Origin of the sequence: Natrinema sp. LN54 (assembly GCF_052439245.1) — an archaeon.
GTDB classification, from domain to species: domain Archaea; phylum Halobacteriota; class Halobacteria; order Halobacteriales; family Natrialbaceae; genus Natrinema; species Natrinema versiforme_A.
On sequence record NZ_JBQVRP010000006.1, the window covers coordinates 1 to 20,890 of the forward strand.

The 20,890-nt window shown below is 65.7% G+C and carries 24 protein-coding genes; 14 read left to right on the plus strand and 10 right to left on the minus strand.

All coding sequences use genetic code 11. The annotated features are described in order from the left end of the window. Positions 1-1,070: 1,070 nt before the first annotated feature. Positions 1,071-1,703, minus strand: coding sequence for a metal-dependent hydrolase (locus tag ACT4ML_RS17065; protein WP_444721949.1), 633 nt, complete (start codon positions 1,701-1,703; stop codon positions 1,071-1,073). A gap of 226 nt (positions 1,704-1,929) precedes the next feature. On the opposite strand from ACT4ML_RS17065, the gene ACT4ML_RS17070 reads away from it, so the two are divergent. From ACT4ML_RS17070 to ACT4ML_RS17085, 4 genes are all read left to right on the plus strand, one after another. Then, positions 1,930-2,151, plus strand: a complete 222-nt coding sequence (locus ACT4ML_RS17070) for a hypothetical protein (protein ID WP_444721950.1) — start codon at positions 1,930-1,932, stop codon at positions 2,149-2,151. A gap of 43 nt (positions 2,152-2,194) precedes the next feature. Next, entirely contained in the window at positions 2,195-3,493 is a 1,299-nt protein-coding gene (hisD, locus tag ACT4ML_RS17075) for a histidinol dehydrogenase (RefSeq protein ID WP_444721951.1), read from the plus strand. Between the two features lie 86 nt (positions 3,494-3,579). Beyond that, entirely contained in the window at positions 3,580-3,801 is a 222-nt protein-coding gene (locus tag ACT4ML_RS17080; RefSeq protein WP_444721952.1) for a hypothetical protein, read from the plus strand. 92 nt (positions 3,802-3,893) lie between these two features. Continuing rightward, positions 3,894-4,268 carry a HesB/IscA family protein gene (locus tag ACT4ML_RS17085; protein WP_138245200.1) on the plus strand — a complete coding sequence of 125 codons (375 nt, stop codon included), beginning with the start codon at positions 3,894-3,896 and terminating at the stop codon, positions 4,266-4,268. Between the two features lie 159 nt (positions 4,269-4,427). Here ACT4ML_RS17085 and ACT4ML_RS17090 read toward each other — a convergent pair whose 3' ends face one another. From ACT4ML_RS17090 to ACT4ML_RS17105, 4 genes are all read right to left on the minus strand, one after another. Beyond that, a complete protein-coding gene (locus ACT4ML_RS17090; RefSeq protein WP_006180927.1) occupies positions 4,428-4,628 on the minus strand; it encodes a dodecin in 201 nt (66 codons plus the stop codon). An 84-nt stretch (positions 4,629-4,712) separates the two neighbouring features. Then, positions 4,713-5,372, minus strand: a complete 660-nt coding sequence (locus ACT4ML_RS17095) for a hypothetical protein (protein WP_444721953.1) — start codon at positions 5,370-5,372, stop codon at positions 4,713-4,715. Beyond that, positions 5,365-5,982 (minus strand): hypothetical protein, encoded by a 618-nt coding sequence (locus tag ACT4ML_RS17100; RefSeq protein WP_444721954.1) that lies wholly within the window; start codon positions 5,980-5,982, stop codon positions 5,365-5,367. Before ACT4ML_RS17100 ends, ACT4ML_RS17095 begins: the two co-directional genes overlap by 8 nt. An 84-nt stretch (positions 5,983-6,066) precedes the next feature. Further along, positions 6,067-7,065: a metal-dependent hydrolase gene (locus ACT4ML_RS17105; RefSeq protein WP_444721955.1), complete on the minus strand. Its 999-nt coding sequence runs from the start codon at positions 7,063-7,065 to the stop codon at positions 6,067-6,069. Between the two features lie 133 nt (positions 7,066-7,198). Here ACT4ML_RS17105 and ACT4ML_RS17110 point away from each other — a divergent pair, with 133 nt between their 5' ends. Then, positions 7,199-8,410 (plus strand): pyridoxal-phosphate-dependent aminotransferase family protein, encoded by a 1,212-nt coding sequence (locus ACT4ML_RS17110; protein ID WP_444721956.1) that lies wholly within the window; start codon positions 7,199-7,201, stop codon positions 8,408-8,410. A gap of 41 nt (positions 8,411-8,451) precedes the next feature. Here ACT4ML_RS17110 and ACT4ML_RS17115 read toward each other — a convergent pair whose 3' ends face one another. Next, the gene (locus tag ACT4ML_RS17115; RefSeq protein WP_138246758.1) at positions 8,452-8,760 is read right to left on the minus strand and encodes a DUF7116 family protein; all 309 of its coding nucleotides are present in this window, start codon (positions 8,758-8,760) and stop codon (positions 8,452-8,454) included. 208 nt (positions 8,761-8,968) lie between these two features. Next, positions 8,969-9,208 (minus strand): DUF5816 domain-containing protein, encoded by a 240-nt coding sequence (locus ACT4ML_RS17120; RefSeq protein ID WP_138245215.1) that lies wholly within the window; start codon positions 9,206-9,208, stop codon positions 8,969-8,971. A gap of 191 nt (positions 9,209-9,399) precedes the next feature. On the opposite strand from ACT4ML_RS17120, the gene ACT4ML_RS17125 reads away from it, so the two are divergent. Next, a complete protein-coding gene (locus tag ACT4ML_RS17125; RefSeq protein WP_444721957.1) occupies positions 9,400-9,810 on the plus strand; it encodes a universal stress protein in 411 nt (136 codons plus the stop codon). 47 nt (positions 9,811-9,857) lie between these two features. On the opposite strand, the gene ACT4ML_RS17130 is transcribed toward ACT4ML_RS17125, so the two are convergent. After that, the gene (locus ACT4ML_RS17130; protein ID WP_138245217.1) at positions 9,858-10,301 is read right to left on the minus strand and encodes a universal stress protein; all 444 of its coding nucleotides are present in this window, start codon (positions 10,299-10,301) and stop codon (positions 9,858-9,860) included. 145 nt (positions 10,302-10,446) lie between these two features. Beyond that, entirely contained in the window at positions 10,447-11,457 is a 1,011-nt protein-coding gene (locus ACT4ML_RS17135; protein WP_444721958.1) for a mechanosensitive ion channel family protein, read from the minus strand. Between the two features lie 138 nt (positions 11,458-11,595). Between ACT4ML_RS17135 and trmB the strand changes: the two genes are divergently transcribed. The 8 genes from trmB to ACT4ML_RS17175 all read left to right on the plus strand — a co-directional run bounded on the left by trmB (position 11,596) and on the right by ACT4ML_RS17175 (position 20,383). Then, positions 11,596-12,663 carry an HTH-type sugar sensing transcriptional regulator TrmB gene (gene trmB / locus ACT4ML_RS17140; RefSeq protein ID WP_444721959.1) on the plus strand — a complete coding sequence of 356 codons (1,068 nt, stop codon included), beginning with the start codon at positions 11,596-11,598 and terminating at the stop codon, positions 12,661-12,663. 277 nt (positions 12,664-12,940) lie between these two features. Further along, a complete protein-coding gene (locus tag ACT4ML_RS17145; RefSeq protein WP_444721960.1) occupies positions 12,941-14,407 on the plus strand; it encodes an extracellular solute-binding protein in 1,467 nt (488 codons plus the stop codon). Positions 14,408-14,534: 127 nt separating this feature from the next. Continuing rightward, on the plus strand, positions 14,535-15,485 hold the full coding sequence (locus ACT4ML_RS17150; protein ID WP_394349659.1) for a carbohydrate ABC transporter permease: 951 nt from the start codon (positions 14,535-14,537) through the stop codon (positions 15,483-15,485). Then, a complete protein-coding gene (locus ACT4ML_RS17155) occupies positions 15,485-16,519 on the plus strand; it encodes a carbohydrate ABC transporter permease (RefSeq protein WP_444721961.1) in 1,035 nt (344 codons plus the stop codon). Before ACT4ML_RS17150 ends, ACT4ML_RS17155 begins: the two co-directional genes overlap by 1 nt. A 4-nt stretch (positions 16,520-16,523) precedes the next feature. Beyond that, positions 16,524-17,711 carry an ABC transporter ATP-binding protein gene (locus ACT4ML_RS17160; protein WP_444721962.1) on the plus strand — a complete coding sequence of 396 codons (1,188 nt, stop codon included), beginning with the start codon at positions 16,524-16,526 and terminating at the stop codon, positions 17,709-17,711. A 115-nt stretch (positions 17,712-17,826) separates the two neighbouring features. After that, complete coding sequence (locus ACT4ML_RS17165) at positions 17,827-18,945, plus strand: Gfo/Idh/MocA family protein (RefSeq protein ID WP_444721963.1); 1,119 nt, start codon at positions 17,827-17,829, stop codon at positions 18,943-18,945. An 89-nt stretch (positions 18,946-19,034) separates the two neighbouring features. Next, positions 19,035-19,280, plus strand: a complete 246-nt coding sequence (locus ACT4ML_RS17170) for a DUF7127 family protein (protein WP_444721964.1) — start codon at positions 19,035-19,037, stop codon at positions 19,278-19,280. A gap of 134 nt (positions 19,281-19,414) precedes the next feature. Further along, positions 19,415-20,383, plus strand: coding sequence for a sugar phosphate isomerase/epimerase family protein (locus ACT4ML_RS17175; RefSeq protein WP_444721965.1), 969 nt, complete (start codon positions 19,415-19,417; stop codon positions 20,381-20,383). 37 nt (positions 20,384-20,420) lie between these two features. On the opposite strand, the gene ACT4ML_RS17180 is transcribed toward ACT4ML_RS17175, so the two are convergent. Further along, positions 20,421-20,696 (minus strand): HalOD1 output domain-containing protein, encoded by a 276-nt coding sequence (locus ACT4ML_RS17180; RefSeq protein ID WP_175416398.1) that lies wholly within the window; start codon positions 20,694-20,696, stop codon positions 20,421-20,423. Positions 20,697-20,890 lie beyond the last annotated feature (194 nt).

Here is a 20,890-nt window from a genome sequence, read left to right on the forward strand (position 1 = left end):
CAGATCCCATCTGTACGGCGGACCGCAGGGGTGGAATCCTCATCTCGTGCGGATTTATTCCTAAGCCGTCCGGGGTACATAACCCCTTCGGACCGGAACCATCCGGGATGACGGGACGAGTTGAACGTCCCGTCGATCACATCTTCTTTCGCGTCTGTATCCAACTGCCCTCGTACATATAAGGGCATCGGATCAAGGCTCCGTCGGAAACCGCATCCGGCGGGGACTTCCGCGTACTCTATAGTACGAGTCCTGATTATATAAGGACATCGTACTGCAACGCCGTCGATTCGGCGTCGAGCGCGACAATCCGAGCACCCTCGAGAGAGGAGATCCGGTACGAACCGGGTCCTCGACGAGAGATGGATACAGTGCCTACCTCCGCGCCGGGTTGCGGCCGGAGGGAACGTGGCGGCGAGCGCCACGTCGTTCGCATTACTGTCGAAAGCCGGGTGAACACATAAGGCCGTCGTCTCGGATGGTCATTGGCCTACGTTGGGCATTCACGCGGGGACGAGGTTTCGTGGACGGTGATCCGGCGAGCGGTATCGTCAGAGTCGACTCGAGCGCCCCGCTCGAGTACGATTCCGGAGTTCTGACGATCCGTAGCCAGTCGTCAGCTGCAGCGGCGTCCTGGCAGGTGTCAGGAACGAATGAGGACAAGGAGTCAAGCGCGGCTGTGAACCGAACGACTGACGGTTCCGTCGACAGAGATCGGCACCGTTTCCTCGAGTCGTCCGCAGTCGACAGCAGACCGTCTCGTGCTCGATATGTCGCACTGATGAGTGCACGGCTGCCAGTCGCGGTAGATAATAGCGATAAAACCGGGCAACTGCGGCACTGACAGAGCGTGGCCGCGAGACCGCTGTCATCGTTACAAGGGCCAGCGGATCACGACTCCGTTCGAACAGCGCATACTCGAGGAACCCGGTCGCGGAGAACGGAGTCGAGCTCGAGCGGGCCGACGCTGACGCCGGACGAGTCGCGGGCGATGCCACACCGGTCGACGGGTAGAACAGCGTTCGCCGGACGACCTCTGGGGTAGTGGCGGGAGGCGCAGACGGCCGAAACTATCGTCGATCCGATTCGTTCTCTCTCGAGGCGGCCGTGTCCCGTCCCGAGAGGGTTCTGACCGCTCGATGACTCGCTTGCAGGAACTCGCGGAGGACCGGGGCGCCGTCGAGGAGCCAGACCAGCGCGGTGAAACCGGCGAGGCCGAGCTGGACCCACAGGTACGTCGAGAGATTTCCCGCGAGGATATCGCCGGCGTAGCGACCGAACAGCAGGAGAAACGCCTCGACAACGCCGGGACCTGGTGGTTGTCCCTCGACCGTTGCGATCGGCCAGAGCGCGAGGTCGACCAGGAGGTAACCCTGCCGGAACGCAGTGTCCGCGATGTCGGCGGGGAGATGCGACAGGAATCCCAGTCCGAAGGCGAGACCCGCTCGCGACCGTGCGCCCGCGTGGGCGATGGTTCCAACAAAGATGGCAAGCGGCACCGCGAAAAAGACCGAGTGGCCGATCCCGTAGCCGACATCGAAGACGCCGTACTCCCACGCGAGCGGTTTGTCGATCAGGTCGGGGAGGACGGCGGCGAAAACGACGGCGACGGCCTCGAGGCCGCCCGGCGAATCGCGGAAGACGGTGTGACAGCAAAGCGAGTAGGCGAGATAGCCGACGATCGCGTGTTCCCACGGCCACATACTCGGTGCGTTCGGTGTCGGACGAATAGTTATGGCTTGCTTGCACGGCGGACGGCGGAGTGGACGGTTCTCCCGGACCGTGCTCGCTATTTCGGTGGCCGGTAGCAGTCGATTACGCCGCGGTTGTTCGACGGTCGTCAGCCGTCTCGTCGCCGAGGGGGGTCAGTGACGATGTCGGTAGAGCGACGATCGACACGACTTATGTGCCGTAGCCGTACGACTACGCATGGACCGATCGGGATTCGTCAAACTCGCGGTCATCGCGTTCGCGCTCGTGATCGTGAGCTTCTTCGTGCGCGGTGTCAGCCGGATCGTCCTCGAGACGGAAACCGCGGAACTGCTGCAGGCACCCCTCGCCCTGATCGGCTTCGGACTGCTCGTTTACCTGTTCATCAGAGCGACCCTCGATGCGGTCGGAATCTGGACCGTCGAGGACTCCGACGCGTGAGCGGAAGGAAACCGTTTTTCGCCCGCCGGTCGAATTCCGGAGCATGACAATCGACGTGCAGACGATCGCCGACCTCGGGCCGGACGACCGCGCGGCCTTCTTCGAGCGCGACGCCGGCATCGAGGCGGTGAGGGGAGACGTTCGCGAGATCGTCGACCGCGTCCGCAAGGAGGGCGACGTCGCCGTCCGCGAGTTCACGAGCGAGTTCGACGACGTCGAGGTCGGGAACCTCGAGATCACCGACGAGTGCGAGCGGGCCTACGAGGAGATCGACGCCGAGATCAGGGACGCGATCGAGACGGCCGCGGCGAACGTCCGCGAGTTCCACGAGGCCCAACTCCCCGAGGACTGGCGGCGGGAGTTCGATACGGGACGGGAACTCGGCCGCCGCTTTCGGCCGCTCGAGCGGGTGGGCGTCTACGTCCCCGGCGGGTCGGCGGCGTATCCCTCGAGCGCGATCATGGGCGTCGTGCCGGCGGTCGTGGCCGGCGTCGACCACGTTTCGGTCGTCACGCCGCCGGCCGACGACCTGAATCCGGTGACGCTGGCGGCGATCCACGCCGCGGGCGCGGACGCGGTCTTCAGCGTCGGCGGCGCGCAGGCGATTTCGGGGCTGGCCTACGGCACCGAGACGATCACCCGCGTCCAGAAGATCGTCGGCCCCGGGAACAAGTGGGTGACCGCGGCCAAGGCCGAAGTCCGGGGTGACGTTGAGATCGACTTCCTCGCGGGGCCGAGCGAAGTGGTCGTCGTCGCCGACGAGAGCGCGGCTCCCGAACTCGTCGCCGCGGAACTCGTCGCGCAGGCGGAACACGACCCCAACGCATCGGTCGTGGCCGTCACCGACGACGAGGACACCGCGAACGCCGTGGCCGCGGCCGTCGACGAGCAAGCGAGCGCGCGCGAGCGCGAAGACGTGATTCGAGAGGCGCTCGCAAACGACGCGAGTGGCGTCCTCCGCGCCCGGTCGATGAGCGAAGCGATCCTCTTTACCGAGGAATACGCGCCGGAGCACCTCTCGATCATCGCCGACGACGACGAGTCGATCCTCGCGCGCATCGACAGCGCGGGCAGCGTCTTCCTCGGACCGAACACCCCCGTTGCAGCGGGCGATTACGCCAGCGGGACCAACCACGTCCTGCCGACCAACGGCGGCGCGCGCGTCGCCGGGGGCCTTTCGGTCGAGACGTTCCTCCGATCGACGACGGTCCAGCGCCTCTCGAGCGAGGGGCTCGCCGGACTGGGCGAGACGATCACGACGCTCGCGGACGCCGAAGGGCTCGAGGCCCACGCCGAGAGCGTCCGAACGCGACTCGAGGCCGGATCGGAAACTGAGAAATAACCAACGGAAACTGGATCTGTCGGCAGTTTCAGGTTACGGAGTCGCAAACTGGTTTTACGTAGCTGGAGGGTGGAGTAGGTGGTGAGATGGAACCGCGTGTCGACCCAACGGACGGGCGCGTCCTCGAACGCAACTACGACTACGCACAGCGGAACGTGCGGCTCCTCTCGATGTGGTACGAATGCGAGCTCGAGCGGATGCTCGAACTCCTCGCGAAACACGACATCGAGCTCTCGCGAAACGACGAGCGGCAGTTCGGGACATACTACCGCTCGCTCCGCCGCCGCTCGAGTTGCTACGGCGAGTGAGTCCGTGCGAGACGGTGCGTAACCGGATTCAGCTAGTCCGTTCGTGGGTGAATGGCGTCACAGTTAACATCGTCGCGCCGGAATGAGAGGGTATGAGCACGGACAGTATGGATGGCGGGGAGGCCGACACGCGTCCGAAGATCGAAGTGACCGAAGACGCGGCCGAGCAGGCGCTCTCCCTGCTCGAGGGCGAGAATCTCGACGTAACGGAGGCCGGCCTGCGGCTGTTCGTCCAGCAGGGCGGCTGCGCCGGTCTCTCCTACGGAATGCGGTTCGACGACGAGCCGGACGAGGACGACACCATCTACGAGCACCACGACCTGCGGGTGTTCGTCGATCCGGCGAGCCTGAAGTACATCGAGGGCAGCGTCCTCGATTACGAGGACGGCCTGCAGGCCGAAGGGTTCCACGTGGACAATCCGAACGTCGTCAGCGAGTGCGGCTGCGGCGAATCGTTCCGGACGTAACGCGTCGACGCTCGAGGGACTCGGCTGATTGTACGAGACTCACAACGGTCTCACCGTCGTCACCGTTTTCGCTGCTTCCTCTCATCGACCGACAGCCACGACTCACGAGCCGGATGTGCGAAAAAGTGAGTTTCGACGGCGAAGCGCCGACTTCCCGGCCTACTCCTCGAGTTCGAAGGCGACGGTGACCTCGGCTTGGTACTCCCGGTCGTCGGCGCTGGCGACTTCGACGCCCAGTTCGTCGACTTCGATCCACTGGACGTTCTGAAGGGTCGCTTCCGCGCGGTCGATGGCGTCGTCGGCCGCGGCGTCGAAGCTCTCGGGACTGGTGCCGATGAGCGTGATCTTCTTGAAGACCATGGCCTCGGTTCCTACACCCCGTAGCGACGTAAAACACGGCGTCCGTTCGGGCGGAAATCGCGGCGACTGTCGGCGACACGGCGATCAGTCGGACTGCATCTCGAGGCGGTCGCGGATCGCGCCGGAGACATCGGTGAGGTAGGCACCGCCCCACAGCGCGACGACGAGGCCGCCGATCGAGTTGAAGACGAAGTCGAGCATCGTGTCGCCGAGGCCGTACTGCGTGAGGACGGCCTTGATCCCCAACGCGTCGGCCGAGAGCGCGATGGCGAACTCGAGGATCTCCCAGAGGACGCCGAAGGCGATGACGAACAGGAGGATGAACACCGCGATGAACTTGCCCGGGAGGTGGACGCCCTCGGCGTGTTCGTCGAACGCGCGGACGGTGGCGTAGCCCACGCCGGCGACCAGCGACGCCGACAGCGCGTGGGTCATGTGATCCCACCACCAGACCTGACTGTAGAGCGTTCGGGTGGCACCCGGCAGGCCGACGGTTCCGAACGCGTGGAGGAAGACGGCGGTGGTGATCCAGAGCGTGAGCCGCGGGTCCATCGGAATCTCGTAGTCGCGCTCGAGCAGGGGCGGCAGCTGGGTCACGAGCAGCGCCACCGCGGTGTTGATCACGATCCCGCCGTTGCCGCGCTCGATACCGACGAACAGCATGCCGATCAGCCCGATTTCCATGAGGTAGGTGAGCTGGCGCTGGCGGTGCTGGGACGGGAGCCGGCTCGCGAGGTTACGCATCGTCTCCCTCCGCGGGCGGGTGGACATCGGCGGGAAGGCGGTGTTCGGGGCGGACGAACCGTCTGAAGTACAGTTCGAAGACCACGCCGGCGCCGAGACCGGCGAGAGCGGAGTAGACGAACTCCCACATCACCGCGTCGTGGTCGGCGGTAAACGGGATGCCGAGCGTCTGGGCGGCGCTCCACCGCAGCAGCGCCCACAGTCCCGCCGCGGCCGTCGTCGTGACGACGACGAAGACGACGGCGAAGCCGGGGGTCATCTCCACGGGCGTAAACGACTGCAGTTCGACGGCGAGGACGAGCGCGATGGCCGCGACCGAGAGGTACGCCGCGAAGTGACCGGTCAATCGGCTCGCGCCGAGGGCCATGCCGAGCACGGGGAGGGCGGCCAACAGCAGCACCTCCCACGGGAGCATCGCCAGCGACGACCGGAAGGCGATCGGCGGGAGCAACGCGAGGGCGACGAGCACCGCCGCGAACGTCGCCCACAGGACGCCGCCCGTCACGAGTTCGCCGACGCCGATAGCCGCGATCGCGACGACCAAGAGCCACGCGACCGCCGCGTTCGTTCGGCCGTCGGCGATCAGTGCCTCGAGTGAAGTCTGTGACACAGTGACTGCTATTGACCGTTCTCACTAAAGCGTATGTAGTCGGGAACTGAAACACCACTGACACCGACCGAAACGCGCCGCCGCTCACGCGGGAGCGACGAACAGGTAGACGACGGCGTACGCAGCGAGCGCGACGGTCACCGCGGTCACGGCGGTGAGCGCGACCTCGAGCGTCGAGTCGGTCGACGGTCGCGGGAGAGACTGGGGCCGCAACCCGGGGTAGGTCGGCGAGGGCGGACCCCGAACGACCCCACAGAGGAGGCCGACGCCGAGGATGGAGAAGACGAAATGATAGGAGACCTCGAGGGTCGGCGGCGTCACCGCGAGGGCGGCGACCCCGTAGGCCGCACCGACTGCGGCACGGCGGTCGACGAACGCGAGGAGCGACCGGTCGGTGAGCCGGCAGACCGCGACGAGTGCGAGCCAGATCGCGGCGAGTTCGATCGCAAACGCGCCGAGGAGGTGCAGCGTCGGGTCCGGATGGAGGACGACCCGTGCGGAGAGGAGCGTCGATTCGAACGGATAGACCCAATCGGGGGGCGAGCCGGTCGCGAGGTCGCCCCACGGGTGGGACCAGAGACCCCAGAGCGCCGCGAGCGCGACCGTACTCGCCGAGAGCCTCGTTCCGCGAGCGGCCCCGACGGCGACGAGTGCGCCGCTCGCTGCGAACAGGCCCATCACGAACGCGGCGACGGGACCGCCCTCGAGGAACGCGACCGCGACGAGGGCCACGAGGATTCCGAGCCCGACGCTGCGAGCGAGCCGAACGCGGCCCGAACCCGGACCGCGGACCGCGAACAGTCCGAACGCCGGCGCTGCGACCGCGCCGACGACCAGCGAGTGAGTGACCGACCGGTGGACGCCTCGACTCGCGTCCCAGAAGGCCGACGAGGCCGCGAGCGCACCGTCCGCGGCCTGCCACTCGAGGAGGCCGACGAAGGCGTAGGTCACGTCGATATCCGGAATCGTCGCGAACGCGCCCGCGACGACACCGACCAGAAGCGCCTGTCGGCGCTCCCAGCCTCGCCAGTCGGCGACCAATGCCGCGAGGGCGAACGCGAGCAGGGCGTGACCGATAAACACGACGTATCGGCTACGTGATGGGTGGTCTTATACTGATCGCCCACCGTGGGACGAACGCACACGGGAGGTCGATTCGGGCCGATACTTCGCCGCTGCCGGTAGCTCTTTGCGAGTGGCACTCGAGCACACGCCCATGGCTCAGGAAGCGCCGAACGAGGTGTCTCGCGCGCCGTCCGTTGGCGAACTCACACCGCCGGATCGCACCCTGATGGGGCCCGGACCGAGCGACGTAAACCCGCGCGTACTCCGAGCGATGAGCACGCCGCTCGTCGGGCATCTCGACCCCTCGTTTATCGAGATCATGGACGAGGTCCAGGAGCTGCTGCGCTACACGTTCCGTACGGACAACCAGTGGACGATCCCCGTTTCGGGGACCGGGTCGGCGGCCATGGAGGCCGCGATCGGCAACGTGGTCGAGCCCGGCGATACGATGCTCGTCCCGACGAACGGCTACTTCGGCGGCCGGATGGCCTCGATGGCCGAACGCGCGGGCGGCGAGGTCGTCGAGGTATCGGCGCCGTGGGGCGAGCCCCTCGAGCCCGACGATGTCGCAGACGCGCTGGCCGAACACGACCCCGACGTCTTCGGCTTCGTCCACGCGGAGACGAGCACGGGCGTCCTCCAGCCCGACGTGCCGGAACTCACCGCGGCGGCCCACGACCACGACGCGCTCGTCATCGCCGACACCGTCACCTCGCTGGGCGGCGTCGAACTCCGCGTCGACGAGTGGGACATCGACGTGGCCTACTCCGGCCCCCAGAAGTGTCTCTCCTGTCCGCCGGGCGCGAGCCCGCTGACCCTCTCGGACGAGGCGATGGAGAAGGTCCTCTCCCGCGAGGAGGACCCGCGCTCGTGGTATCTCGACCTCTCCCTGCTCGAGGGCTACTGGGGCGACGAACGGGCCTACCATCACACCGCGCCGATCACGAACGTCTACGCGATCCGGGAGGCGCTGCGGCTCGTCGCCGAGGAAGGGATCGAAGACCGCTGGGCGCGCCACGAGCGACTGGCCGGCGCGCTGAAAGCCGGCGTCGAAGCGATGGGGCTCGCGATGAACGCCCCCGACGAGTACTGGCTGCCGAGTCTGAACGCCGTCCGCGTCCCCGACGGCATCGACGACGGGGAAGTCTGTGACGCCCTGATCGAGCAGTACGACCTCGAGATCGCCGGCGGACTGGGCGATCTCGCCGGCGAGATCTTCCGGATCGGCTGTATGGGCCACTCCGCGCGCCCCGAGAACGTGATCTACGTGGTGACGGCGCTGGGCGACGTCCTCGAGTCGATGGGCGCGGACGTCGATCCGGGAGCCGGTGTGACTGCGACGCGACGCGCGCTCGAAAAATAATCCGCGACGGCTGGTTTCGAAGCCGTCCGTTCGACGCTATTCTACGCTGTTACTCGCGGTCCTGGTGGCGCTCGTTCGACCTGATAGTCCTCTCCGTCGACGACCATAATGGCCCACTCGTAGTTCGGGTTCGCCCGCTCGAGTCGCGCCTCGAGGTCGTCCGCGTCCTCGGGTTCGGCGACGAAGCAGTGGAACTGTCCCGACGCCGATGACGGGAGTTCCCCTGTCTCGAGGACGGTGTTGACGTGGACGACTTTCCATGCTCGTTCGGCGCGGAACTCGGGGCCGTTGCCTTCGACGGTGTAGCCCAACTCAGCGAAGATCGACCTGGCCTGCTCGACGAGTCGCATGTTAACAGGACCCATTCACTACACCCTATGTTGGCCTCCACCATAAATGTTAGTACGTGACAAGAATCACCGATTACGCCCCCTGGCCCGAACCTATCCCGGGGTTTCGATGCGTTAGTATCCGTACGAAACGGGTTTCCGGCCAGTAATCGTCACTTATCGTTCCGGGCAGTGAGCCCGCGGTGGCGCGGTCGAGATCCGACCGGCGTTACTCGTGGGCGGCGTCCCACTCGGTGGGCTTGCGGAAGTTACCACACCGGTTGCACTTGATCCGTCCCATCGAGTCCATCGCGTTATCGAGGCTCTCGCAGTTCGTACAGAACCAGCCGTAACGGCGCTCCGCGTCGGAGGATTCGAAGGCGACGAGAAACGGCCCCTTCGATCCCCTGTCGCCGTCCGTCTCCGAGATGTAGACGGTTTCGCCGTCGTCGGTCGACAAGGTTTGCATGCTGGCCGTTGGTACGCTCGCTCCCGGTAAATGACTGTCTGTCCGGGTCGGATTCGCCGCCACGAGCCACAAGCCGTGCCGAGATAGCGGTCCAATTCCGCCAGTGGTACTAGTCACCATATGAGATAGATTCGCAGTGTAGACTGTCCGTACTGAAAGGTTTACCCGCCCGGAAAACGTTCGAACGGCTAATGTCGTTGGTCGTGGTTCCCGTTCGGTACCCGTTGTCAAAGCACTCGCGGCGAACGCTCGAGCGGGCTATCGAGGTCGCTCGCGAGCGCGAGGCAGCGTTGACGATCCTGCACGTCGACCTCTACCAGAACGGGAAGAAAGTGACGCGTATCGACCTGAAAAACGCCGTCGAAAGCGCGTTCGGTCGACTCGAGCGGGCTCGCTACGTCGTCCGGACCGGCTTTCTCGTCGAGGAGAGCATCCTCGATGAAGTCGCCGCCGAGGCGGCCGACGCCGTCGTCATCGGCAGCAAACAGGCGAGTCGCCTGCGGCGGATCTTCCAGCGCTTTACCGATAACCCGGACATCGACCGCTATCTGCGGAGCCACCTCGACTGCGAGGTCATCACGGTCGAAAGCGCACGCGCGTAGCTTCTCACGCGTCGTCTCTGCGCGTTGTCTCGCGTTCGGTCTCTCCGTTACTCGTTTTTGCCGGCGTTACGGACGACGAACACCGGGATCGAGGCGTTGTCGACCACTCGCTCCGAGACGCTTCCCAACGAGGTCACTTTCTCTCGCGGACTCTTGCCCCGCGTCCCGATGACGATCAGGTCGATCCCCTGCTCGTCGGCGTACTCGAGGATCGTCTTCGAGGGCGTCCCCGTTCGAACCTCGCCGACGGTCTCGAGTCCCTCGGACGCCGCTCGCTCCTCGACGGTGGCGACGGCCTCCCGGCCCTCGTCCTCGAGCGAGCGCTCGAGGTCGGTACTGGTGTCCTCGTCGGCGGCGGCGGTGACGCGGCTGTCGACGACGTACAGCGCGTGGACCGTCGCGTCGTTGTTCGCGGCGATCGGCAGTCCGTGGGCGAGCGTCTCGGGAATCGTCTCGCTACCGTCCGTGGGAATGAGAATGTCGTCGTACATCTGTCGGCTGCCTTCGAATTGAACCGGCGATAGCATAAATTACCCCCACGATAGTGGGCGAGGGAGACCGCGAACCGGGAGTGCTCGAGGACCGTCGGTCGATCGACCCCGCGGCCGTCACCGCGCGGCCGTCACCGCGCGGCCGTCACCGATCGGCCGGATCGGCGGGGCTCTCGCTCGGCTCGGACCGCTCGCCCGGCTCGACGGGCGACCCCGCAGCCGGTCGCTCGAAGCCGGAGTCGTCGACGGACACCCGTGCGACGCCGCTCGAGTCGTCGAAGACGTGGTGGCGACGCGGGTAGGCGAACTCGACGTCGATGTCCGCGAAGCGCTCGCCGATGGCTTCCTGGACCGCGGATCGGACGACCACCTGTTTGTAGGGATGGTTCATCCAGAAGTAGACCTCGAGGAGGACCCCGTTATCGCCGTACTCGTCGATGACGCAGTTCGGTGCCGCGGCGTATCGCGCGCTGCCGATCCGGATGTCCGGACCGCCGGAGATGACGTTGTCGACGCCCCGTGCGGCCCGTTCGGCGGCCTGTCGAGCCGCGTCGAGATCGCTGTCGTAGGTGACTTCGAAGCCGACCGAAATCCGCGTGCGTTCGTCCTCCGCGGAGTAGTTGATAACGTCGCGCGCGTGGATCTCGGAGTTGGGGATGACGATAAAGGAGTTTTGCAGCGTGAAGATCTTGGTGTAGCGGATCGTGATGTCCTCGACGAACCCGCGGTGGCCGGCGTCGGTGACCTCGATCATGTCGCCGATCTCGTAGGGGCGATCCGCGAGCACGTAGAGGCCGTTGATCAGGCTGCCCACGAGCGGTGCGAGGACGATCGCGATCACGGCGGAGATGACGGTCACCGACAGGAGGATCTGGGTGCTACCGACCCCGATGATACCGGCGGCGACGGTCCCGGCCCAGATGATGACGGTGAGCCTGATGCCCCGCAAGACCGTCCGGGTGACACTCGGCCGCTCGATCCGGCGAGCGACCGTGCGGCCGGCGAGTCGGACGGCGAGTTTCGAGAGGTACCAGCCGGCGACGAGGACGACGATTGCGAGGACGATTTCGACCGCCTGTTGGGGGACCCACGTTGGAAGTTCGGTCGTGATGTCCTCGGCGATCGAGCGTCCGTCCGATTGGAGGACCCCGCGCATACCAACAGGCTCAGGCCCGGTGTGGTTAAGAGTTCTGACCGTCAGGCTCAGGCACCGATACGAAACAACCCGATTTCGAAAACGCGTGCTACTCGATGTATAATAAATCATTTAGCGGTCGGGGGCATATGGTGTCGTATGGCACCAGACGAACTCCGCTCGACCGTCGAACGCGTCGGCGATCGATTCAATCTCGGCGAGTACGAGATCGACGCCTACCTCACCGTGTTAGAGCAGGGCCAGCTCACGGCGAGCGAGATTGCGGACAGAACGGACATCCCCCAACCGCGGGTCTACGACACCGTCCGCAGTCTGAGCGACCGCGGACTGGTCGAACTGCGCGAGTCCCGGCCCATGAAGGTCGTCGCGATCGATCCCGGCGAGGCCTTCGACGACGTCCAGACCTCCTTCGAGCAGATGATCTCGGAACTCGAGGCCCGGTACACCGCGCCGGCCCGCGATACGGAGGCCGTCTCGCTGGTCAAATCGCGGTCGACGATCCTGCGCTACTTGGAGGAGGTCATCGACGCCGCGGAGTTCGAACTCTCGCTGTCGCTGACGCCGGATCTGCTGACCCGGTTCGAGGCGGAGTTGCGCGCGGCCGTCGAGGCCGGCGTGAGCGTCGACCTGATCGTGACGCCGGCGAGCGAGGCCCCCGAACCGTCGGAGTTCGAATACGGCGAGGTCGCGTCGACCGCCCGCGCCCGACGGGGGATCACGACGCCGGTCATCGCCGTCGCCGACGGCAACTACTCGATCTACGCGACCCAAGACGCGCTGCGCGACGACCAGGACCGATACGGCGTCATCTTCAACCGGTCGGCGCTCGGCTTTCTCATCTCCGGCTTCTTCGGTACCGTCCTCTGGACGACCGCCGAGCGATTGCTCGGCGAGGACGGCGCGGCCCGGACCTATCCCCGGAAGTACGCGTCCATCCGGCGGTGCGTGAAAGACCTCCTCGACGAGGGCGGCGAGTTCTACGCGACGATAGACGGTCGAGACGTCGAGGTCGGCGGCCAGCGGATCGTCCGCGGTCGCGTCCGTGACATCTCCTTCGAAGTGAGCGAAGAAGTCGCCAGCCTCACGGTCGAAACCGAGGCGGGCGAGGACGTCTCCGTCGGTGGCCGCGTCGCCGCCCTCGAGGACGTCGAGGCCCACGAGATCCGCATCGGCCGGAACGAACCGCCGGCGCTCGAGGAGCAGTGATCGTCACGTCGCGGTAGTTCGAGAGTCACGCGATCGATTGAAACGACCGTTCTGGTTCGATCCGCCGAATGGTAGTCCGTCGGCCGGCATATGCCGGCCGCGATCGACAATCGGTAATTAGTGGTTGATTCGTGAGTCTTACTGAACGAAGGTCGAGGGCGCGCCTGGCCGCGTTCGACAATGGCTGACCATAACCGAAACGATAGTCGGACACTCACATTTTATTACCATATTTATAGCTAACAATTAAGGTGGAGAACGTGGTCCGTTGCTTCGCATGAAACGCGATACCACCGGCCGACGCGACCGCTCCCGCCTCAGACGGCGGTCGTTCCTGAAAGCTGCATCGGCGTCGACGGCGGGGGCGGTCGCCGTCACCGGCTGTCTCGGTCGCGGTCGCCAGTCGGGAACGGTGGTGATGACCGCCGCCTCGGACATCGCGGGGATCATGCACAGCGACGGCGACGAGCCCTCGATTCAGCAGGCGCTCTGGGACGCCGGCCTCGACGAGGACATCAGCGTCGAGATTCAGACGGTCGTCAGCGACTCCGCACAGCGGATGCAAGACGCGCAGGCGACCCTCCAGGCGGGACGTGCCCCGCCCGACATTCATATGATGGACAGCGGGTGGACGATCCCGTTTATCCTGCGCGAGCAGACCCTCAACCTGAGCGAGGCGCTCCCGGACGATGTCGTCAGCAGCGTCGAGGACAACTACCTCGAGGCGATCCTCGAGACGGCTCAACATCCACAGACGGGCGACATTCACGCGATTCCGCTGTTCCCGGATTTCGGGCTCATGCTGTACCGGCAGGATCTCATCGAGGACGCCGGCCACGACACCAGCGACTGGGGGAGCGAGCCGCCGTCGTGGGAGACGTTCGCGACGGCCGTCGACGACGCGATGGGCCAGTCCGACGTCGACTACGGGTTCACGACGCAGGCGGCCGCGTACGAGGGGCTGGCCTGCTGTTCGTTCAACGAGGTGATGACGACGTGGGGCGGCGCGTACTTCGGCGGCACGGAGAACCTGTTTACCGCCGGAGACCGCCCGATCACCGTCGACGAGCAGTGGACCGTCGACTCGATCCGGATGATGCGCGCGTTCATCGACGGCGACGACCCGAACGGGCTCGATGGCTTCCCCGATATCTGCCCGTCGGCCGTCGTGCAGTGGACCGAACAGGAATCGCTCAATCCCTTCGCGGACGGCAACGCCGTCGCCAACCGCAACTGGCCGTTCGCGATCGCCGAGACCGGCGGCGAGGACGGATTCGGCGAGGATCTCGGCGTCATGACCCGCCCCACCGCGATTTCCCAAGACGAGGCCGAGTACGAGGGCGTCGGTGGCACCGCCGCGGCGCTCGGCGGGTGGAACCTCGCCGTGAGCCCGTTTACGGAGCGCCGCGAGGAGGCCCTGCAGGTCCTCGAGGCGTTCACCACCGAGGAAGTCCAACTCACGATCTTCGAGTTAGGCGGATTCCTGCCGCCGAACATCGACCTGATCACCGAGGCCGATCCCGACGAGATCGGCCCGTCCGCGCGGTACACGGAGCAGCTCCAAGCGGCCGGTGAGAACGCGATTCCGCGGCCGGTGACCGACCTCTGGCCCGAACAGTCGGCGCTGATCTATCAGGAGGTCAACGCGGCGTACCGCGGAGCGAAAGCACCCGACACCGCGATGAACGACCTCGCGGAGCGACTCGAGCGGAGCGAAGCGGAGGTATCCGAGAATGACGACTGATCCCGACACTGAGACCGAAACCGAGACCGCGCCGCCGCTGGCGACCGACGGCGGCGCGGTGACCGGCGAGACCGGAACGGGCCGGGAGCGCGACCGGGACCGGACCGGCAACGCCGTCGTCAACTGGATGGAAAACCTGAGCGAGGGGGCGTACGCCTACCTCCTGTTGCTCCCGGCGTTCGCGCTGCTCGCACTGATCGCGTTCTACCCGTTGCTCCGAACGTTCGTCATGTCGCTGCGCGCCGACGAGACGCGCGGAATGGAACCCCTCGGAGAGTTCGTCGGTATCGAAAACTACGTCGACATTCTCACCGGGAACGCCCGGCTGGCCCGGCAGTTCCTCGACGTTGGACTGTCGTCGTCGTTCCCCTTTATCGAACTCGGCGTTCCGTTCTTCCAGCAGGCGCTGTTCGTCACGCTCGCGTTCGCGGTCATCAGCGTCGTCCTCGAGACGGTGATCGGGTTCGGGCAGGCCTACGTGCTCGATCAGGACTTCCGGGGTCGGCGCTGGGTCCGCGTCGCGATCATCCTCCCGTGGGCCGTGCCGATCGTGATTCAGGGGATGATCTTCTTCCTGCTGTTCCAGCCGACGGTCGGGTTCGGCTCCGACCTCATGCAGAGCCTCGGCATCTTCAGCTCGACGCCGCTTGCCAACAGCCGGGACGCCTTCATCATCATCCTCGTGGCCGACATCTGGAAGTCCTCGGCGTTCATGGCCCTGCTGATCCTCGCCGGGCTCCAGAGCGTCGACCGGAGCCTGTACGACGTCGCTCGCGTTGCGGGGGCCTCGCCGTGGCAGCGGTTCAAACTGATCACGCTCCCGCTCGTGATGCCGGCCCTGCTGGTCGCTATGTTGTTCCGAACGATGGACGCGATGCGGGTCTTCGGGCTGATCGAGTCGACCGCGGGCTGTACGACCGTCCCGTCGCTGACCTGCCTCGTCGTCGAGGCGATGTTCGGCGGCACGCGGATCTACGCGACCGCCGCCGCCGTGGCGTTCGCGACGGCGCTCGTGATCGGGCTGATAATCGGCGGCTACGTGGTCCTGTTCCGCGACACCGACGGAGGAATGTACTGATGAGTGATCCCAGAGATTCCATCGATCCGACCGACGCTGGCGACACCGAGACCGAACCGTCCCGCGATCCGACGCTCCGTCGGCCCGACGGCGGCACGGCGATCCTCGAGGACGACCGCGACGCCGAACTCGACCGCGGGCCGTTCCAGCAGTGGGTCGCCGACTCCATCTCCCACCCCGAGCGGGTCTACCGGGCGCTGTTCTACGTCGCGGCGATCTTCTTCCTCTTTACGACGCTGTTCCCGTTCTACTGGCTGCTGATGGTCGCGCTGACGCCGGAAGGCCAGCTTCAGGACATCGTCTTCACGCCCAACGGCTTCAATCCGGGCGCGTTCGTCGAGGTCTTTCAGGTCATCCCCTTCCACGTCTACATGTTCAACAGCTTCGTGATCGCGCTGGCTTCGACGGTGGTCGTTCTCGTCGTCGCCAGCCTCGCGGGCTACGCCTTCGGCCGCCTCGAGTTCCCCGGCCGGACGCCGCTCATGTTACTCGTGCTGGTGATTTCCTTTTTCCCGCCGGCCGCGTTCTTCATCCCGCTGAACGACCTGTTTAACACCTCCTTCTTCTTCCTCGAGCCGATCACCGGCGACGGCACCCTCTACAACACGCCCTTCGCGCTCGTGACGCCGCTGTCGGCGATCTTCATGCCGCTGGCGATCTTCATTCTGACGACGTTTTACTCGCAGATCCCGGACGGGTTAGAGGACGCGGCTCGCGTCGAGGGGACGACCCGGCTGGGCGCGCTCTTCCGGGTCATCATCCCGCTGTCGGCACCCGGCGTCGCGACCGCGGGCGTGTTGACCTTCATCGCCGTCTACAACGAGTTCTTCTTCTCGTTCCTGATGACGGACGGCCAGCCCGAGAACTGGGCACCTATCCTCGACGGCATCCTCGCCTATCAGGGGCAGTACGAAGTGATGTACCACCTCATGGCCGCCGCGAGCATCCTCGGGGTCATCCCCGTCGCGATCCTCGTGGTCATCGCACAGGAAAAGATCGTCAGCGGACTGACTGCAGGCGCACTCAAAGAGTAACACAATGGCACGAGTACGACTCGAGAACGTCACGAAACGGTACGGAGAGGAAACGGCGGTCGACGACATCAGCCTCGAGGTCGAAGACGGCGAGTTCGTCACGCTGGTCGGCCCCTCGGGCTGTGGAAAATCCACGACGATGGAGGCCGTCGCGGGGTTGACCCAGCCCACCGAGGGCCGGGTGTACATCGGTGACGACGACGTGACGACCCTCGCACCCAAAGACCGGGGCGTCGCGATGGTCTTCCAGAACATCGCGCTGTTCCCGCACATGGACGTCTACGAGAACATCTCCTTTGGACTCCGCCTCCGGAAGTACGACGACGAGGAAGTCAGGCGCCGCGTCGAGCAGGCGGCCGACATCGTCCAACTCGAGGGGATGTTAGACCGGATGCCCGAGGAGATGTCCGGCGGCCAGCAACAGCGGGTCGGCATCGCTCGCGCCATCGTTCGCAACCCGGACGTGTTCCTGATGGACGAGCCGCTGGCGAACTTAGACGCGAAGCTGCGGGTCCACATGCGGACGGAGCTCCAGCGGCTCCACCGGGAGCTCGACGCGACGGTCATCTACGTCACCCACGATCAGGCCGAAGCGATGACGATGTCGAACCGGATCGCGGTGCTGAACGACGGCAAACTCCAGCAGATCGCGCCGCCTCTGGTCTGCTACAACGAGCCCGCGAACCTGTTCGTCGCGGGCTTTATCGGCTCTCCGTCGATGAACTTCGCCGAGGGCCAACTGGTCGAGGGCGGCCTCGAGACGAACAACTTCACCGTCGATCTCGATCCGGCGCGGATTCCGGGCGTCACGGTCGGCGACGACGTAACACTCGGGATTCGACCGGAGGACGTCCACCTGTCGCGGTTCGTCGAGACGGTCGGTTCGCCGACGGACCCGATCAGTGCTCGAACCGACGTGTTAGAGCCGATGGGCGACGAGGTCTTCGTCTACGTCTTGCTCTCCGAGGCCGCGACGGGGTCGATGGATCAAGATCCCGCCACGTCGCCGAATCAGTTGCTGATGAGCGTCACCCCCGACACGGACATCGAGGCGGACCAAGAGATCGACGTCGTCCTCGACCGGTCGAAGATCCATCTCTTCGATACCGCGACCGGCGACGCGCTGGTCCACGGCATCACCGACCTCTCGGAGCGAGAGCCCGGGACGACGCCGACGGAAGCCGACAGCTAAGCCGCCAGCGACTCGAGCGCGCTCGAGTCCCCTCCGAGTCCGTCCGTCGACCCTCGCATCGTTTGGCGACGGAGGGAAGTCGCTCGAGTCAAAGGATTCGATATAGCGGTCACGGGTGTATCAGTCCGAAACGAGACGGCCACGGCAGTTCCAGAATCACAGGGAGATGATAGGAGACCGATCCGACATCGAAACCGGCATCGTTGGCCTCGGCAATATCGGCCAGTACCACGCCGAGCGACTCGTCGACCTCGGCGTGACACTCGCCGGGGGGATGGACGTCGCCGCCGAGGCGCGAACACGCTTCGCCCGACGGTACGACGTCGACGTTTACGACGACCATCAGGAACTCTACGACACCGTCGACGCCGTCATCATCACGACGCCCAACAAGTATCACGAGGAGTACGCGGTCGACGCCTTCGAGCGGGACCTCCACGTCCTGCTCGAGAAACCGCTCGGTCACTCGATCGAGAGCGCCGAACGGATCGCCGAGGCGGCGAATGCGTCGGACGGCTACGCGATGGTGGGCTTTAACAATCGGTTCGCGAACACCGTCCGGATCGTGAAAAACCGAATCGAACGAGGCGACCTCGGCGACGTGTCCCACGTCGAGGCGAACTACGTCCGGCGGCGCGGCATCCCGGGTCGGGGCTCGTGGTTCACCCGGCGACAGATCGCCGGCGGCGGCGCGCTGATCGACCTCGGTGTCCACGCCATCGATCTCGCCCTCTACCTGCTCGGCTATCCCGAGGTCGAAGCGGTAAACGGCGTCACCCGCAGCGAGTTCGGGTCCCGCGAGGAGTACGCCTACCTCGACATGTGGGCCGACGACGCGGGCCCCGCCGGGTTCGACGTCGACGACTCCGCCAGCGCCTTCATCCGCTGTGCCGGGAACCGAACCATCTCCCTCGAGGTCGCGTGGGCGACCAACCGGCCGGCGACCCACGAGTTCGTCGCCCGCGGCACCGACTCGGCGGCCCGGTTCGACCTCCTCGAGGGGGATCTCACCTTCCACTCGGCGAGCAAGGTCGGTCCCGACCACCTCGAGGACACGTCGATCGAGACGCGACAGAACGACACCCACTCGGACGAACAACGGGAGTTCTTCGACCGGATCATCGGCGAGGAGGACCGCGGCAACAGCGTCGCGGAGGCGCTGACAGTCCAGCGGGTCATCGACGGGATCTACCGCTCGAGCGACGAGGGACACACCGCTTCGATCGACGAATGAGGGGTGGACGGATCGACGACTGCCGGACGCGTCTCGAGCGGGCAATAGCGTGCACGCCGTTTACGGCGGAGAGCCACCAACGGCCAATCATGGAGACGCCTCCCGAACTGCAAAACGTGGCCGGCGACGAGGACGACGTCACGATCAGCAATCGCGAGTACGAGGACGAGAGCATCATCGCCGTCGATTTCGGCCCCACCGGCGAGAAGCCGACGGTCGACATCGTCGACGAGACGGCGATCGTCACCGTCGGCGAGACACAGTTCGAATTTGACGTTCCGGCCGACGCGAGCGACGTCACCGTCAACGACGGGATCCTGACGATCTCGGGCTGACGATTCCGCGAGCCGGACACCCCGTCACTCGGTGCCCTCGAGTCCGAGAGGCCCCCGACCGGCGCTCGGTGAACCGCCGCCACCGAGCGCGTTCGCCCCACGTCTTTATTTTCCCGGCTGTGGACGCTGTTTCCATGGAGATCGGCGTCCACACCCCGCCGCTGGCCGACGAACCGCTCGAAAGCGCGCTGCCCTATCTCGACGGGCTCGGCGTCGGCGCGATCGAGCCCGGCGTCGGCGGTCACCCGGGACAGGACCACCTCGAGCGGGCCGCGTACCTCGACGACGAGAGCGAACAGGCGGAACTTCGCGACCTGCTCGAGGAGTACGACATGCGGATTAGCGCGCTCGCGATCCACAACAACCCGCTCCATCCCGACGAGGAGCGGGCCGAGGAAGCCGACACCGAACTCCGCGAGGCGATCCGACTGGCCAGCCAGCTCGAGGTCGGGACCGTCACCTGCTTCTCGGGGCTGCCGGCCGGCGGGCCGAACGACGAAGTCCCGAACTGGATCACGGCCCCGTGGCCGCCCGAGCACGCCGACGCGCTCGAGTACCAGTGGGAGCGGGCGATCGACTACTGGGGCGAGATCGCCGATGTCGCCGCCGAGCAGGAGGTCGACATCGCCATCGAGATGCACCCGAACATGCTGGTCTACGAGCCCCACGGGATGGCGAGACTGCGCGAGGAGACCGGCGAGCGGATCGGCGCGAACTTCGATCCCTCGCACCTCTACTGGCAGGGGATCACGATCACCGACGCGATCCGGTATCTGGGCGAGCGAGACGCGATCCACCACGTCCACGCCAAAGACACCAAGATCTACGACGCACAGGCCCGCGAGAAAGGAGTCTTGGATACGACCGCCTACGACGACGAGCCGAACCGCTCGTGGCTCTTCCGCTCCGTGGGATACGGTCACGACGAGACCCACTGGAAGGACATCGTCTCGACGCTCCGGATGGTCGGCTACGACGGCGCGTTGAGCATCGAACACGAGGACTCGCTGACCAGCTCCCGCGAGGGACTCGAGAAGGCGATCGATCTGCTCGAGCGGGCGGTCTTCGAGACCCAGCCCGGCGAGGCTTACTGGGCCGAGTGAGCCGACCGGCGGCTCCTCGAGCGGGCCAGTGACCCGGTCAGCGGAGGGGACGAACCTCGATATCGCTGCCGGGGCGGACGACGATCTCGTACCCCTCGTACTCGAGTCGGACGACCACGTCGCCGGCGGTTCCGGCGGTGGTGTGGAACAGTTCGTCGAGCGCCTCCGGGTTGATGACCGTAAACAGCGGGTCGTACGCCGGTGGCTCGACCTCGGTGACGCCGACGCCTTCCTCGGCGGCGATCGCCTCGATGATCGCCTGGGTCGGCGGCACCTCCCCATCGGGCGTCGACGTGTTGTCCGAAGTGGACATACTGGCGTCTATGACAGTCCAGCTGATAAGGGTAATGGCAAAAATACGTGGCTGATGATCAGCCGTAATATCTGCTGTGGCGGTTGATTACCGCGTCTGAATCGGCCGCTGATCGGTCCGTTCTCTCGATCGCTTACCCCGGTCTCGCTCCCGGGGGTCGAGTAGCCACGTCGCGGACCGACTGGTATCGCTCG

Excerpts from the sequence above, each read along its gene's own strand:
- ACT4ML_RS17115 (WP_138246758.1), bottom strand. The coding sequence starts at position 8,760 with ATGCGACTCGTCGAGCAGGCCAGGTCGATCTTCGCTGAGTTGGGCTAC.
- ACT4ML_RS17145 (WP_444721960.1), top strand. The coding sequence starts at position 12,941 with ATGAAACGCGATACCACCGGCCGACGCGACCGCTCCCGCCTCAGACGG.
- ACT4ML_RS17065 (WP_444721949.1), bottom strand. The coding sequence starts at position 1,703 with ATGTGGCCGTGGGAACACGCGATCGTCGGCTATCTCGCCTACTCGCTT.
- ACT4ML_RS17170 (WP_444721964.1), top strand. The coding sequence starts at position 19,035 with ATGGAGACGCCTCCCGAACTGCAAAACGTGGCCGGCGACGAGGACGAC.
- trmB (WP_444721959.1), top strand. The coding sequence starts at position 11,596 with ATGGCACCAGACGAACTCCGCTCGACCGTCGAACGCGTCGGCGATCGA.
- ACT4ML_RS17175 (WP_444721965.1), top strand. The coding sequence starts at position 19,415 with ATGGAGATCGGCGTCCACACCCCGCCGCTGGCCGACGAACCGCTCGAA.
- ACT4ML_RS17095 (WP_444721953.1), bottom strand. The coding sequence starts at position 5,372 with ATGCGTAACCTCGCGAGCCGGCTCCCGTCCCAGCACCGCCAGCGCCAG.
- ACT4ML_RS17125 (WP_444721957.1), top strand. The coding sequence starts at position 9,400 with ATGTCGTTGGTCGTGGTTCCCGTTCGGTACCCGTTGTCAAAGCACTCG.
- hisD (WP_444721951.1), top strand. The coding sequence starts at position 2,195 with ATGACAATCGACGTGCAGACGATCGCCGACCTCGGGCCGGACGACCGC.
- ACT4ML_RS17160 (WP_444721962.1), top strand. The coding sequence starts at position 16,524 with ATGGCACGAGTACGACTCGAGAACGTCACGAAACGGTACGGAGAGGAA.
- ACT4ML_RS17120 (WP_138245215.1), bottom strand. The coding sequence starts at position 9,208 with ATGCAAACCTTGTCGACCGACGACGGCGAAACCGTCTACATCTCGGAG.
- ACT4ML_RS17090 (WP_006180927.1), bottom strand. The coding sequence starts at position 4,628 with ATGGTCTTCAAGAAGATCACGCTCATCGGCACCAGTCCCGAGAGCTTC.
- ACT4ML_RS17135 (WP_444721958.1), bottom strand. The coding sequence starts at position 11,457 with ATGCGCGGGGTCCTCCAATCGGACGGACGCTCGATCGCCGAGGACATC.
- ACT4ML_RS17155 (WP_444721961.1), top strand. The coding sequence starts at position 15,485 with ATGAGTGATCCCAGAGATTCCATCGATCCGACCGACGCTGGCGACACC.
- ACT4ML_RS17085 (WP_138245200.1), top strand. The coding sequence starts at position 3,894 with ATGAGCACGGACAGTATGGATGGCGGGGAGGCCGACACGCGTCCGAAG.
- ACT4ML_RS17110 (WP_444721956.1), top strand. The coding sequence starts at position 7,199 with ATGGCTCAGGAAGCGCCGAACGAGGTGTCTCGCGCGCCGTCCGTTGGC.
- ACT4ML_RS17180 (WP_175416398.1), bottom strand. The coding sequence starts at position 20,696 with ATGTCCACTTCGGACAACACGTCGACGCCCGATGGGGAGGTGCCGCCG.
- ACT4ML_RS17070 (WP_444721950.1), top strand. The coding sequence starts at position 1,930 with ATGGACCGATCGGGATTCGTCAAACTCGCGGTCATCGCGTTCGCGCTC.
- ACT4ML_RS17080 (WP_444721952.1), top strand. The coding sequence starts at position 3,580 with ATGGAACCGCGTGTCGACCCAACGGACGGGCGCGTCCTCGAACGCAAC.
- ACT4ML_RS17150 (WP_394349659.1), top strand. The coding sequence starts at position 14,535 with ATGGAAAACCTGAGCGAGGGGGCGTACGCCTACCTCCTGTTGCTCCCG.
- ACT4ML_RS17130 (WP_138245217.1), bottom strand. The coding sequence starts at position 10,301 with ATGTACGACGACATTCTCATTCCCACGGACGGTAGCGAGACGATTCCC.